The sequence below is a fragment of the Leptospira alstonii serovar Sichuan str. 79601 genome (assembly GCF_000347175.1).
GTDB lineage: Bacteria > Spirochaetota > Leptospiria > Leptospirales > Leptospiraceae > Leptospira > Leptospira alstonii.
Map to the genome: position 1 here is coordinate 1 of NZ_ANIK01000114.1, position 13,689 is coordinate 13,689.

General features: G+C 41.7%; 13 protein-coding genes. 6 read left to right on the top strand and 7 right to left on the bottom strand.

Features of this window, described 5'->3' with window-relative positions; translation table 11 throughout:
• Positions 1–152: 152 nt before the first annotated feature.
• From LEP1GSC194_RS18750 to LEP1GSC194_RS18770, 5 genes are all read right to left on the bottom strand, one after another.
• A complete protein-coding gene (locus LEP1GSC194_RS18750; protein WP_020775079.1) occupies positions 153–1,229 on the bottom strand; it encodes an SDR family oxidoreductase in 1,077 nt (358 codons plus the stop codon).
• Positions 1,230–1,264: 35 nt separating this feature from the next.
• Complete coding sequence (locus tag LEP1GSC194_RS18755) at positions 1,265–2,197, bottom strand: MBL fold metallo-hydrolase (RefSeq protein ID WP_081605143.1); 933 nt, start codon at positions 2,195–2,197, stop codon at positions 1,265–1,267.
• Between the two features lie 151 nt (positions 2,198–2,348).
• The gene (locus LEP1GSC194_RS18760) at positions 2,349–4,676 is read right to left on the bottom strand and encodes an FAD-binding oxidoreductase (RefSeq protein WP_020775074.1); all 2,328 of its coding nucleotides are present in this window, start codon (positions 4,674–4,676) and stop codon (positions 2,349–2,351) included.
• Positions 4,673–5,647, bottom strand: a complete 975-nt coding sequence (locus LEP1GSC194_RS18765; RefSeq protein ID WP_020775076.1) for a class I SAM-dependent methyltransferase — start codon at positions 5,645–5,647, stop codon at positions 4,673–4,675. The genes LEP1GSC194_RS18760 and LEP1GSC194_RS18765 overlap by 4 nt, the downstream gene beginning before the upstream one ends.
• Before the next feature lie 100 nt (positions 5,648–5,747).
• Entirely contained in the window at positions 5,748–6,620 is an 873-nt protein-coding gene (locus tag LEP1GSC194_RS18770) for a hypothetical protein (protein WP_020775083.1), read from the bottom strand.
• A 194-nt stretch (positions 6,621–6,814) separates the two neighbouring features.
• Here LEP1GSC194_RS18770 and LEP1GSC194_RS18780 point away from each other — a divergent pair, with 194 nt between their 5' ends.
• From LEP1GSC194_RS18780 to LEP1GSC194_RS18790, 3 genes are all read left to right on the top strand, one after another.
• Positions 6,815–7,285, top strand: a complete 471-nt coding sequence (locus tag LEP1GSC194_RS18780) for a nuclear transport factor 2 family protein (RefSeq protein ID WP_020775085.1) — start codon at positions 6,815–6,817, stop codon at positions 7,283–7,285.
• A 237-nt stretch (positions 7,286–7,522) separates the two neighbouring features.
• Positions 7,523–8,311, top strand: a complete 789-nt coding sequence (locus tag LEP1GSC194_RS18785; protein ID WP_020775087.1) for an alpha/beta fold hydrolase — start codon at positions 7,523–7,525, stop codon at positions 8,309–8,311.
• Positions 8,312–8,325: 14 nt separating this feature from the next.
• Positions 8,326–10,410: an ATP-binding protein gene (locus LEP1GSC194_RS18790; protein WP_020775077.1), complete on the top strand. Its 2,085-nt coding sequence runs from the start codon at positions 8,326–8,328 to the stop codon at positions 10,408–10,410.
• A gap of 7 nt (positions 10,411–10,417) precedes the next feature.
• Here LEP1GSC194_RS18790 and LEP1GSC194_RS18795 read toward each other — a convergent pair whose 3' ends face one another.
• On the bottom strand, positions 10,418–11,527 hold the full coding sequence (locus tag LEP1GSC194_RS18795; protein ID WP_020775080.1) for a catalase family protein: 1,110 nt from the start codon (positions 11,525–11,527) through the stop codon (positions 10,418–10,420).
• Between the two features lie 332 nt (positions 11,528–11,859).
• On the opposite strand from LEP1GSC194_RS18795, the gene LEP1GSC194_RS18800 reads away from it, so the two are divergent.
• Both LEP1GSC194_RS18800 and rdgB read left to right on the top strand, forming a co-directional pair.
• Positions 11,860–12,198 carry an STAS domain-containing protein gene (locus tag LEP1GSC194_RS18800; protein ID WP_020775078.1) on the top strand — a complete coding sequence of 113 codons (339 nt, stop codon included), beginning with the start codon at positions 11,860–11,862 and terminating at the stop codon, positions 12,196–12,198.
• A gap of 7 nt (positions 12,199–12,205) precedes the next feature.
• Positions 12,206–12,796: an RdgB/HAM1 family non-canonical purine NTP pyrophosphatase gene (rdgB, locus tag LEP1GSC194_RS18805; protein ID WP_020775086.1), complete on the top strand. Its 591-nt coding sequence runs from the start codon at positions 12,206–12,208 to the stop codon at positions 12,794–12,796.
• Between the two features lie 150 nt (positions 12,797–12,946).
• On the opposite strand, the gene LEP1GSC194_RS18810 is transcribed toward rdgB, so the two are convergent.
• Positions 12,947–13,234, bottom strand: a complete 288-nt coding sequence (locus tag LEP1GSC194_RS18810; RefSeq protein WP_081605142.1) for an LA_3696 family protein — start codon at positions 13,232–13,234, stop codon at positions 12,947–12,949.
• Positions 13,235–13,427: 193 nt separating this feature from the next.
• Between LEP1GSC194_RS18810 and LEP1GSC194_RS22450 the strand changes: the two genes are divergently transcribed.
• A partial coding sequence (locus LEP1GSC194_RS22450) for an IS110 family transposase (RefSeq protein WP_020775089.1) occupies positions 13,428–13,689 on the top strand: 262 nt, incomplete at its 3' end.

Sequence of the window (13,689 nt, forward strand, 5' to 3'; positions counted from 1 at the left end):
GCCATCGGCCTTCTTGACTCCGTCGAATCAAGAATATCACACTTCGAGCTGTCTTACGTCCAAGAATCATACTAATCTATGGATCGCTCGGCATGCCCAAACCTTCTCTACGAATTCACTTTTTTTAATAAGAAATCCTTTTGAAATTTTCCCTATGCGCCCTTTTTCAAAAGCGTCTTAGAAGAAAGAATCTGCTCGATATGTTCTACAAAAGTTTCGGATATTGGTCTGTAATTCACATTCAAATCCTTTTTACTGTAAGAATGATCGAGTTCGAAAGAAATTCCAACGTTACGCGAAATATAAGGCCAAGACAAACCGAAAAAAGGTCCGATCAGGTACGTTAAAAGTTTAGGAAGCGAACTTTTCGGAGTAGGAAAACGATTTCCGTACTTCTCCCGAATGATTTTTGCGGCATCCAAAAATTTCAGAGTAACGGCTGAAACGATATGACGTCCTTTTGCGGAAGGAGTAAAACCCGCTAGTATATGAGCCTTGGCCACGTCCCTAACATCCACAAAACCGATCATCATATCCGGAACTCCGGGCGCGAACTTTCCGTTTATCATAGAAAGCATAAAGTTCATACTCGTTCCGTCCGCTCTCTCCGAAACGGAAGGGCCCATCACGAAAGAAGGATTGATCGTAATCAAATCCCATTGAACTTGAGCGTCCGCAATCTTCCATGCTTCTTTTTCCGCAAGCGTTTTGGAATAAGGATACGGCTGATGTTTCAAACTACTCGTAGCGTTCCAATGCTCTTCGGAAAAACGACGATTCGGTACGGAAAGGGCATCCACGTTATCTCCCATTACCGCCGCAACACTCGAAGTCAAAACGATTCTCTTTACGGAAGGACTTGCGTTCGCCGCTTCCAAAACGTTCTTGGTTCCGAAAACCGCAGGCTCCACCAATTCTTTTTGCGGATCTTTGATCCCGTCTATAAAAAACGGAGAGGCGGTATGAAGAATCAATTCCACTCCTCCCTTATCTTGAATCGCATTCAAAAAGGACCCTTCCTTTAAAAGGTCCGCTTCGTAAAGTTCCAATTTTCCGGGGTAACGTTCGGAAAGTTCGAGAAGATGCGATATCTTTTTGGAATCCGATTTATTTCTCACTGTGGCTCGCACCGGAATGCCGTCTTCGAGCAGATATTGAACGATCCAAGACGCGATATAACCGGCGCCTCCCGTTACGAGCACCGGTTTGGAACGGTCGATTTCCTTCATAATTTTCTCCAAAAAAATTTCAAACCATTCAAGATTTATTGATTAGAATTTCCTTTTATACTTTGATGTCCCGGATGTATTTGAATCCCCGGAAATTGGGAAGCCACATTCCTTAAAAAATCCAAAGACGCTCTGTTTTTTTCCTGGTCTTCCGAAAATTCCCCCGGAGTCACGTTATTCTCCCATCCCCAAACCGTATGGCAAGCATCCCCTAAAACGAGCTGATATCCGGACGAACTTTGAATTAGGAACGCAAGACTTCCTTTGGTATGACCTTCCACGTGGAAGATCAGCAAGGATTGATCTCCGAAAAAATCAAGCGCAGGAAAGGCGGAATCCTTTGTACTTTCCGGAAAATTCAACTCGGAAATAGAGGGTTTTTCGCCTAACAAAGTGTCCGTACTTCCTTGAACCAATGAGTTGATGAATTTTTTATCCGTTGCTTCTTTGGGTCCAACTAAGAAAGGAACTCCGGAGGTAAAATCGGCGGCTCCTAAAATATGATCCATGTGTAAATGAGTCAGAAAAACACCTTCCACCTTTTTCGATTCTTTCTTGAGCCACTCATCCGTTGTAAGTTTTATTTTGAGCGCCGAAGTATTCATCACGGACGCAACGATCCACGAAACTGGCCATTCTTTCGGATCCTTTCGGAAAACTTTCGAAATTCCAGTATCGATTATATATCTTCCGAACTTAGGATGATCGATCGCATAAAAGTAAATCTGAATTGGTTCGTCCCCGGACTGTAATCCGGCGGCTTTAGGATCTTTTAAATTGATAAGTCCGGCTCGGTCTACAACCCAATCGGCCGCAACGATCTTTTGAAAAAGAATCGGACCCTTTTTATCCCGGCTTAAGTCCTGCAACGGAAACGGCTTACCTATGGTTATCGTCTTCGATGAGTGAGAAGTCACACCGCAGGAAACGAGGAAAAATAAACACAAGAGTTTGAATATGTATCTCATGTGCGTAGGATTTTCAATCAAAAGAAACCAACAAGATTTATTTAAAATCGAATACAAAATATCTTGGACAAAAATTTATTTATAAACTTTTTTTTGGACATCTGTCGAGCGATTCATAGAAAGCGAAATACTGAGTTTCTCGAGAAAACCTTCAATAATCAAAGATATGATCCAATTTGAATCCGTTAGAATCCGCCTTCATTAGAATTTCATGAAGTCTTGAAACGGGGGCAATCAAGGCGACTCGTTTCAAATTCGGTTCCGTCAAAATCTTCCATTCATACAATACGGTTTCCGAATCCTGTATGTTCGTTTCCAAAGGAACGATCAACGTCAAAAGAATCTGATGATTTCCTGCGATCTCGACAAAGGATATATTTTTCTTCACGAGCAAAGGAACGTTTTGTGTAAAGGCTTCGTATCTTGGAATCAATTGGATCTTGCTCTTGCCGTTCTCTTTCACCCAAGCCTTTACTTCAAAGGTTTCCGGTTCGTAAACGGATTCCGTTCCCATTCCGATCAATTTTCCGTAAGCCGCTTTGACAAGAAGTTCTGCGGAAAAAAACATCCTTCTTTCAATTCTTCGAATCCGACTCGTATTCTCTCCGTCTTCAATCGTCCAAAATTCCTTGAACTTAGAATAGAACGGATATGCATACCAAGGACGTAATCGTACAAAATCGGTATAATCACTTGCAACAAATTGCATATACCCTTCTACTTTCATCTCGGGAGAAAGTTCACCGCTTCCGGCAACCCATTCCGTCAATCTTCCGATCGAATTCTCATACAGAGCCTTCAAAAACAATTCTCCGGAATAACTGATTCCGATTACGTTGATCATCAGATGATAACCCCAATTGAATTCGTATGAATTCCAGGTTTTTACGATGACCCTTCCGTAAATTTTCCAAAATTGAGAGATACTACTCCAATAAGGAAACTGACTCGGTGGAGAATGCTTTAGAAAATTTGCATATTCGTCCGAGCTAAATACGATATACCATTCCGGCAAAGTCAAAAAAGTCTGATCCTCGTTGCGCGTATAATCCTTGGACGCATCCAAAGTAAGTCTCAGATCGAGATCTTCCTTTTCGTGAAAATAATATTTGTCCCAGAGTTTGTTTCTAAATTTATACTGAGGATCCAGCTTTCTTTTTAATGCGAAGAATTTTTCCGCGTTTGGATACGCCTTGTGAAACTGGGAAACCGTCGCATGAAGTTGATACGGAAGGTAATACGCGCCGCCCACGCTCGTCACCGCATCGATCAACTCTCTCGTCCAAATCCCGACTTCTTTTTTTGAACTTTCAAAAACGCGTTGTTTGTAATAAATCACAAAGGAAAAAACTTCCGTTCTACCCCAAGCCAAATAAGAACCGGAATCCGGTTTCGCATGACGTATCGAAATGTTCATCACGTTCACGTCGTGTTTTTGTAGAATGGTTCGCATCAAAGGATAGAATTCATTGAACTTTTCGACGGGAACGAAATATTCCTGTAAAACATACGTGCTGATTCTTCGATTGGGAGGTTCCAACTCTTGAACGTCGTAGCTGGCTTCGTAGTTTCTCCATACGATTCTATCTTTGCGATAGTAAAGAGGATCTAAAACGGATTCTCTCAATTCTTTTCCGTAAGGAAGTTCCGTTAACCAGAAATAAATCAGATTCTCCAACCAGTAACTTTCTTTTACGGGAACAACTTTATCAGCGACGGTAACGGGTTCTTCCGTTTCCTCCCAAGTGACTGCGTTTACATTTTCATACGCAGGCGGATAAATATCTCCGTTGTGAAACTGCGCTTTCGGATGATTGCGAACGTTTTCAAAAAAGAATTTTTTGTATTCCGTAATCGGAAGTTTTTTCACGAATCGTTTGACCTTTTTGTTTTCGGTCAATTCGAGAGTGACTTCGGTTATGATTCCGATTCCTCCGTAACCGCCGACCGCTGCAAAAAAGATTTCCGAATTCTCCTTTGGACTCGCGATCACCAACTTACCATCGCCTAACACAACTTTGATGGAACGGACCGATAAGATCATCGGGCCGTAACCCACGTATCTTCCGTGCGCGTTCACGCTCAAAGAACCGCCGATCGTAAAATTAGAATAGGTTTGTTTGATCTGAACGGAAAGATCGAAAGGATCGATGAATTCTTGAAGTTTTCTCCAAGTGACTCCCGGTTCCACCGTGATGAGTTTTGCCTTTGAATCAAACGAAAGAATTTTATCGAATTCTCTCGTATCGATGAACAATGCATTCTCAGTAGCGATCTGTCCGCCCATGGAAAATCTACCACCTCCGATGGAAATCGGACCTTGATGATTTTTTACCAAGTCTTGAATTTCATCTAATGTGGTCGGAGCTACGACTTTGCTTACGGGAATAGGATTGATCTGAGTTACGTCGTTTACGATCGTCGGATCCGCAAAAACGTAACTAACGAAAACAAAAAGAAGAAGTATGAATTTTTTCATGCGGATTTTACAAACGCCATCAATGTATTTTTAGTAGGATCGCCTTTCTGAAGAATATGTTTTCCCAAAGGTTTTAAACCGAATCGACTCACTCTCTCTTCGATCTCTGCAACCGAAGTAAAGTTTCGAATTTGCTCTGCAGTTTCTTTCCAAGAAATTTCCAAACCTGCGTTATACACATCGTGAGCCAGAGCGACGATAGAATTCATTTCTTTTGAATCCACGTTATGATCTCTTAAAATCAATTTCCCGCCGGGTTTTAAAACCCGGGCAATCGATCCGATAAATCCGTCCAACCGTTTCGAAGGAGAATGATGAAAGCCGATGAAGTTCGTCACAAGATCCAAACTTTCGGAAGGGATCGCGGCTTCTCCGATCGGATCATAATCCCCCAAAGAAACAAACATACCGACCTTCGAAATTTGACCTCTTTCCACTAAATCTTCCGGGCTGTATTTAGGTTCCAAATCATTCAAAACGAAAACATTTCCTTCGAGTTGAATCTTCTTTTTAAGATTGCCTACATATCGTCCCGTGGTTCCGATTTCGAGATATCCGTTAAAACGACTTCCCTCGCCCAACAGATCGACTACTTCTTTCGTGATTTCTATCTTTTGTTTTTTAAGGGCGGGCAACGCATAAGTGATGATTCCGGCAAACGGTTTTATCTGGGGGATTTCTTTTAAGATCGCTTCGTAGATTTCACGATCGGATCGTTTGACTTTAGAAAGTTCGAATATGAGTTTGTGAAAATTTTCTTCCGGATAAAGATGATAAACGTTTTGAAGAAACTGAAAAAATTCTTCCCTGAGCTTCGGATCGAGATAAACGTTTCTAAAATTCGAATTCTCGGCCAAAAATAAATCGTTTGATTCGCCATTTTTATCTTTGGAAAGGATGTCTAACGTAAATCCGCTTAAAAATAAATAAAAGAAGGATTTAAGAAATTGTTTCCGATTCAGATCTTTCATAGGGAATCAGATTGAACAATCAGACTCTTTCTACAATTCATTTTTGGAAACGATTTCTTAATTCAAAGAATCGCAAAAACGCTTCTTATCATTCGCTACTTCAACGAGAGATGATCCATTCTCCTTGAACCTTGGAAAAATACAAAGGAACGGAGAATCCTTTCTTTTTATTTTCGATCGGACTCTTTCCTGATTTCGAAGTAACGGCGACCGCTTTCTTATCCGCGATCAATTGATATTGAAGTTCGTCCAAATCGAGTTTATCCAATTTTCCACCGATCGTTTTAAGAACGTTCTGAATTCCTTTTTTGAGATCCTTAACTTCGTCTTCAGGAGAATAGTATCTTGCCCGAGCGAATTCTTTTGTTCTAAAATCCATCAGTTCCAAAAGTTTTTTCTCGTCCTTCTTTTGAAATCCATTGTATAAATCCGTAATGAGTTTTTGAATTTTCTCTTTGTCTTCCGCATTCAATTGAATTTCTTCCGCTATCTTCCAGAGTTCGGAAGGTGGAACCTCGGTCGGAGTGAAAGTAATTTCCTGCTCTAAAGGTAGAGTCGGTTTGCCTTCTCCTTCTTCCCATTCAAAACCTGCGATTTTTTGTCCTTCGTCGGGGAACTGTCCTTTTTGCGCCAGATAAAGAATCGCTTTTATCTTGGGAGAAAATTCGTCTTCTTTCCTTTTACGAATTCCTTTGACCTTGACCTTGATCTTGTTCACCCCTGGAAGAATCCAGACGTTCAACTCGATCTGTCCGCTCACGTCTTCTTTTCCGGATTCGGAAACGATGGTCATTCCGTTGAATTCAACGGAACCGATTACGCCCGTTTTAGAATAAACTAACGCGTAATAACCGCCTTGTGTCTGAGAAAACAGAGGTCCCGTTAATGCGAATAGTAAAAAAGCAAACGTTGCGTAATTCCAAATGGAATATTTTTTGCCAAAGACAGAAAAGGGGTTGGTTGAACGATTCATTGAATTCTCCAGAGGAACCCAATCAACATTTTAGAAATAAATTGTCAACTCATGGAAGAATCGGTCCGAAAATTCCGGTTCCAAAAGAAATAGGACTCGATCACCGTCGAAAAGAAATTTACAAAAAACTCGCTTTCGTTTCACTAACGAAATTCAAAATACGAAGTCGATTCGAAACAAATTAGGGAGACTCTATGAAATCCGCCGCCGAAATTACCAAGGAATTTTACGAAGCTTTTCAGAAAAAAGACGCCGCGAAGATGGGCGCACTCTATTCCGATTCCGTAATTTTCAACGACCCCGTTTTTTCAGATCTCAACGCGACCGAAGCCAGAGGAATGTGGCAGATGTTGATAGCAAGAGGAAAGGACTTGGAATTAAAATTCGGAGAAATTCAGTCCGACGGAGATATCGGAAAAGTAACCTGGGAGGCAAATTATACTTTTTCAAAAACCGGTCGAAAGGTGCATAACGTGATTCGAGCGGAACTCCTTTGTAAAGACGGAAAGATCGTAAAACATACGGATCGGTTCGGCTTTTATCGTTGGTCCAGGCAGGCCCTCGGACTTCCGGGTTTATTATTGGGCTTTCTTCCTTTGCTCCAAAATAAGGTGAAAGCGGAAGCCAGAAGAAATCTAGATCTGCACCTTAAAAAACAGAAATAAACCAAAGTTTCTACCGATTAACACCGATATCCTCCATCATTGGAAAATCGGTGTTAGAAGTTGGTCTTCCCGCCTTAAAAGTTCCATCGTAAAAATTCAAACCGCATTCAACGTTCTTGAATAGGATCGCGTGAATTTTCAAAAAGGATTCGCTTAAAAAATTCAAAATTGCAGTCCTATCACTTAGCTGAAAATTTCACGATCAGTTAAAAACATTCTTTAAGAAGAAAAAGATCCATGCAAAGAGCGCCTCGTCACAACTTAAAAATTATCGGTTCCGGAAATAACACCATCGTATTCAGTCACGGCTTCGGCTGCGATCAATCCACTTGGGATAAACTCGTTCCACATCTAAAAGATCATTATAAACTTATACTGTTCGACACGATCGGTTCCGGAAAAACGGATCCTTCTTTTTTCAGTCAGGACCGTTATTCCAATCTTTATTCCTACGCGGAAGATCTGATTCTTCTTATGGATGAAATTCAAATTAAAAACACTTTTTACGTGGGACATTCAGTAAGCGGAATGATCGGATTGATCGCTTCGATCCGCAGACCCGAGCTTTTTTCAAAACTTGTATTTATTAGCGCTTCTCCGCGTTATCTAAACGATACGAACTACAAAGGCGGATTTGAACAAAGCGACTTGGATCAACTTTTCGCAATGATGGAAAAAAATTTTTTTTCTTGGGCGGGAGGATTCGCGCCTATGATTATGGGAAATTCGGATCGTCCCGAGTTGGCTCAAAGTTTTGCCGAATCGTTACGCGAAATACGACCGGATATAGGACTCACGGTTTCAAGAACCATCTTTCAATCCGATCATAGAAAGGATTTGAATCAGTGTAAACGACCGGTTCTTATCTTACAACCTTCCTCGGATATCGCCGTTCCTATCGAAGTGGGAAAATATCTCAGTACAAACATCCCCCAGGCCGTTTTTAAATCGATTCCTGCAACGGGACATCTGCCGCATTTCAGTTCTCCCGAATCGGTTCTCGAAGAACTCAAATCATTTTTCTAAGTTTGTAAATTTTAATGAGTGAGACCTTCGATAATCATCTTCCCGATAAAATCAACGAATTTCACAGACGTTCGTTCGAACTTTTTTCAAAGGGCCTTTATCTGGCTAAAATGGACGGGTTCTATTCCCTTTGCAAAACGGCAGTACATGCAGATTTTATAATTCTATTGGAAAGCGCCGACTCCTTATCCCTCAGAATCGCGGAGGCCGTGCCTAAAATCGATTTTTCGATGAGTCAAACGAATATACATCTGTTGTCGATCTCTTATCCGGAAAACCGTTCCGTTCCGCCGTTCGTTCTACGCCGAGAAGAAATCGGATTCTCCAACTTCGACGCTCTGGAAGAAGTGAATTTCGAACAAATGATCGTATTTCCGATTTCAACCCCGGAAAACGACAGTAAGAGTATTCTTTTATTTTTATATTCAAAAACTATGGAACACATATCCGATTTTTTAAGAACCGTAACGGAATTATCTCCGAGAATTTGCGAAGTTTTTTCGATTAAAAACAAGGAAATTCAGCTCAACTCGATCCATTCCCAATTGGATTCCATTTTAAAAACGATTCCTCAGTCGATTATCTTTATGGACTCCGGCACCGGTAAAACCTGGATCAACGAAAGCGCCGCGGAACTTCTTACACTTCCGAAAGGAGGAGAGGTTTCCTCCTGGAAGATTTCCGCTTCGATGACTGCGTTGATGCAATCCGCGGTCAATCAAAAGGAAATCTTTCGGGAAGTGAACCGAAATCTATCCGATCCGAATTCGAAAAAATTTTCGACTCAGTGGATGTTTGCCAATCCGGATAAAAAAGTGTTCGAGGTAACCTGCGTTTTTTTGCCCGGTAAAATCGCTCCGGGAAGATTATGGTTTTTCGAGGACATCACTTCTTTTTATTCTCAACAGGAAACATTAGCTTTATTGAATCAAGCTTTGAAGGAAAAAAGCGAAATCGCACAACAGGAAAATATAGCAAAAACCGTCTTTGTCTCGAACATCAGTCACGAAATTCGAACGCCCATGACGGGAATATTGGGAATCACCGAACTGCTGTTACATACTCCGTTAAACCCGGATCAAAGGGATTCTTTAGAGCTAATTCAAAGAAGCGGAGCCAACCTTCTCAAGATCGTAAACCACCTTCTCGATTTTTCCAAAGCGGATACGGGAAAAATCGAATTGGAATCCATTCCGTTTAGCATGGAAAAACTGTTAAAGGACATGGTTTCTCTTTTACGCGCGGAACTGCTCAAGAATGAAAACGAATTGAAAGTCCTAATTCCTCCGAATTTTCCGAAACTACTCAAAGGAGACCCGGTCAGAATCGGCCAAATTTTTACGAACTTGGTCTCAAACGCGACGAAGTTCACAAAAGAAGGGATCGTCGAAATCGGATTTGATATATTAGAAAAAACGAATACGGAATTAAAATTCAGAACCTGGGTTTTCGATACTGGAATCGGAATTCCCTCCGCCAAGTTGAACTCCGTATTCGAACCTTTCGTTCAATCCGATAATTCCATCACAAGACATTTCGGCGGCACCGGACTCGGACTATCGATCACGAAAAAGTTAGTCGAGTTGATGGGAGGTAAAATTAATGTGGAAAGTCAACCCGGAATCGGCACTCGATTTTGGTTTGAAATCGGACTTGAAATTCCCGACTCAAACGGGAAGAAGGAAAGTTCCGGTTCTAAAGTCGAGAACGTATCCGACAAGTCGGATCTTTCCCGTTTAAAGGTTCTGATCGTGGAAGACAACCCGATCAATCAAAAACTTCTCGGTAGAATTTTAAAAAAGAAAAAAATCGAACCTTCGTTGGTGGAAGACGGAATGGAAGCCATAGAAAGGGTAAGACAGTCCCAATACGATCTGATCTTTATGGATATCAATATGCCCGGAATCGACGGACTTTCCGCTACGGAAATCATTCGCAAATTTCCGAAGGGAAAGTCGATTCGAATCGTCGGTTTAACCGCTAACGCGGCTCCCGAAATCCAAGAAGTCGCCGTTCAAAGAGGAATGGACAGCCTTCTTACAAAGCCGTATAACGTTTCTCAAATCGAAGCAATCCTGGATTCGTTCGAAAATCGATGACGTCGTATCACTCCGTCGGTTCGAGTTGTTTCACACCGTTTTGCTCGTGTCTGTATTTTGCAATGGATTCGTATGCAAGTTTTCTAACACGATTGATTCCCCCGAGTGGACGGTGTTCGGGCAAAGAATGCCAAGGATTTAAGGAAAGATTTTCACAAAACCGATCCTGTTCCGCAGTCGCAAATTCCTGAACCGGAATTTCAATCTTGGCGACCGGCACAAACGGAGAATCTTTTTCATTCCAATGAACCGCCGGATCTTCAACGGGCATCGCAACTGGATCTCCCTGTTTCTGAATCATAAATTCGAAACAAGCGGATTTCTCTTTGAGATGGGAAATCATCGCTTGACGCAGATAATTGTCCGCGGGATTTTCCGGAACCTCGAGGTTTTTCGTTTCGCAAGGTCTTGCGGAATACTTTACCGCATTGGAATCTTTTCCCAAACGATAGGGAGTCGTACTCCAATAACGAATTTCCAAAACGTCCGGAATCTTTTTTCTTCGGATGGAAACGGACTCTTGCAAAGCGGTTAACTTCCAGTTCCAAGGCATCCCTCCGAAAAAGTAGGACATCGGTTGTTTTGCGAACGCCGCTTTAAACAAAGCGAGATATTCCTCCGGCGCGCCGACCGGAAGAACGGGATGATTGATCAGTAAAAAATCCTGAGTTCGTTTTTCATCCGCCGCCAATTTAGGGCCGTCCACTCCCAAAAGTTTGATCCCCATTCCTCGGATATCCCCTTCCCGGTCCGATTTTTTCGTAATGGAGCCGTTTGAAAATCGAATCCAAGCCGGATACGTTTTAGAAGAATTGAATATTCCGGATTTGAATTCTTCGGGAATCGAAGAGGATACGGTGAAACGCGCTTTGACACAACCGTGCGCAAACGGATGTGCGTCTCGTTTTGCCTCGTTTCCCGGAGGATATTTTTCTTTGAGGGAAGAAACCAAAAGCGCAAGCGTGTCTTCCGTAGTTTTTTCCTCTCCGGGAAAAGTAAACTCCGCTCCCGGTTTTATATCCTTGGGTATTTGAACCCTGGGTCCTTGCCCCGCCCGATAAAACAAAAAGAGTAAAAGTAAAATTCCTAACGTTATATATCCGATCTTTTTTCCCATGATTACACTCCAACCGACCCAAGGATCGGATTATAAATTTCTAAAAATTCTTCTCTTTTATTTTTACGGAACGAGAATTCAAGCGCTTTATCCCACTAAAAGAATAAAACCCACAAGTAAACTCGAATCTTTCCGCAAATTTATGTTAGCCTAAGGGTTTTCAAAAAAGATCGATTTTTCAGATTTAAAATCTGATTAAACAAGAGAAGGGTTAGTCGAAAACGAAAATTAAATCGGAAAATTCCTCAAAAAACTCGCTAAAAATCCCATTCAGATTTCGTTTTTTTGTTGAAAAAGCAAATTCAAACAGCCACAGAAGTAACGGAAAGCCCATGGAAATAACCGTACAAAACGATATTCATATCATCAAAATTGCAGGATCCATTCTTCAATCCGACAGCGAAGAATTGGACCGAAACTTAAGCGAACACAATTTCGATCCGAGCCCAAAGATCATCGTCGATCTGACGGAAGTGAACCATATCTGCTCTACCGCGCTAGGCATCATCGTTTCTTATAAAAAGAAATTTAAGAGTGCGGAAGGCGATATCATCATCGTGGTCAACGACGAGGATCTTTTACAGCTTTTCGAAATCACGATGTTGGACAAGGTCTTTAAAGTGGTTCCCAACATTGAAGACGCATTCGACGAATTTAAGCTGAATCGCTGACCTCCTCTTGAAGCGACTCGCTCTCGCCACTAATAACCCTCATAAAGTAAAAGAAGTCGGCTCCATCCTCTTGGAGCTGGGAGTTCGGATTCTTACACCCAAGGATCTGGACGTTTCTTTTGACGCGGCGGAAACCGGCTCCACATTCGTTGAAAACGCCTTCATTAAAGCGAGAGAATTATTTCGTTTAACGAATCTTCCTTCCATCGCGGACGATTCCGGAATCTGCGTTTCTGCGCTGGGAGGAGAACCGGGGGTTTATTCCGCGAGATTCGGGGGGCCCGGACTGAATGACGAGGAACGCGCGCTTCTTCTTTTAGAAAAACTGAAAGGTAATCCCGATCGTAACGCGTATTACGCCTGCGTGATCGCTTACGTGGACGAAACCACGGAACAAAGCTTCGAAGGCAAATGTGACGGGATCATTTCGGAAGAATATGATAGGATTGGAATATACGGTTTCGGTTACGATCCCGTTTTTATTTTTCCTCCGTTTCAAAAAACTTTTTCACAAGTTCCCGAAGCGGAGAAAAATTCGGTTTCTCATAGAAAAAAAGCCCTCGAAGGGCTTTTGAAATTCTTAAAAACAAAATCGTAAAAAAATCCTTTTAAGAACTTGTCCAAAACTTTTTTTCGTTTTATATCGAAACGTTTTCGGAGAAAGGAGCTATTTTTATGATAAAATTAAAATTCAGAAGAAAGGAGTTGAATCGGAATTTTCCCCGAGGAAAACACCAATTTTGGAATATTAGAATTTTACGATGATCGAAAATACTCCAATCGATCCGATCGCCACGCCTAAAATCCATTTCGTCTGCAAGGATATGGCCTTATGAATTTCCGAAATTTCAGAACGAAGTTTACCGCTCTCCTCGGAAAGACGACGTTCAAAACGATCCGTCGCCGCTTCGATCGTGTTTGAATGACTTTCCCCAAAGGCACGGTTTAAAAAATCCACAAACTCCACAGTGCCTTCCGGGTCCAAGAGTTCGCCTAAACGTTTGGGAACTTTTCGAACTAACGCTGACATAAGCATAAAACGGCTCCTTCAAAAAAAACGGGCAAGTGAAAAAATTTGCCCTCACCGAAAACGGTTCCGAAGGAGACTTGGAAAGGCTCAAAAATTCGAAATTTATTTTAGACAAAATGGCGCCCCTTCTCGGCTTGAAAACCGTGGGTTAGATGCGAAGCATTTACCACAAAACAAGAAAACCAACAGAAGGAACGTAATGAAAAGAAAAGTATATGTAGGAATGGATGTCCACAAAGAAACGATCAGTATCGCGTATTTAACGAGCAATTCAAAGGAACTGGTGAAAGAACAACAGATAAAGCATAATGAGGTTCAGATTAAAAAATTTGTAACCAAACTGAAATCGGAATGGAACGAAATACATTGTTGTTACGAAGCAGGAGTAACCGGGTATCCACTTTACAGATATTTAAATTCCTTAGGAGTGAATTGCACATTGATAGCACCGGGCAAGATCC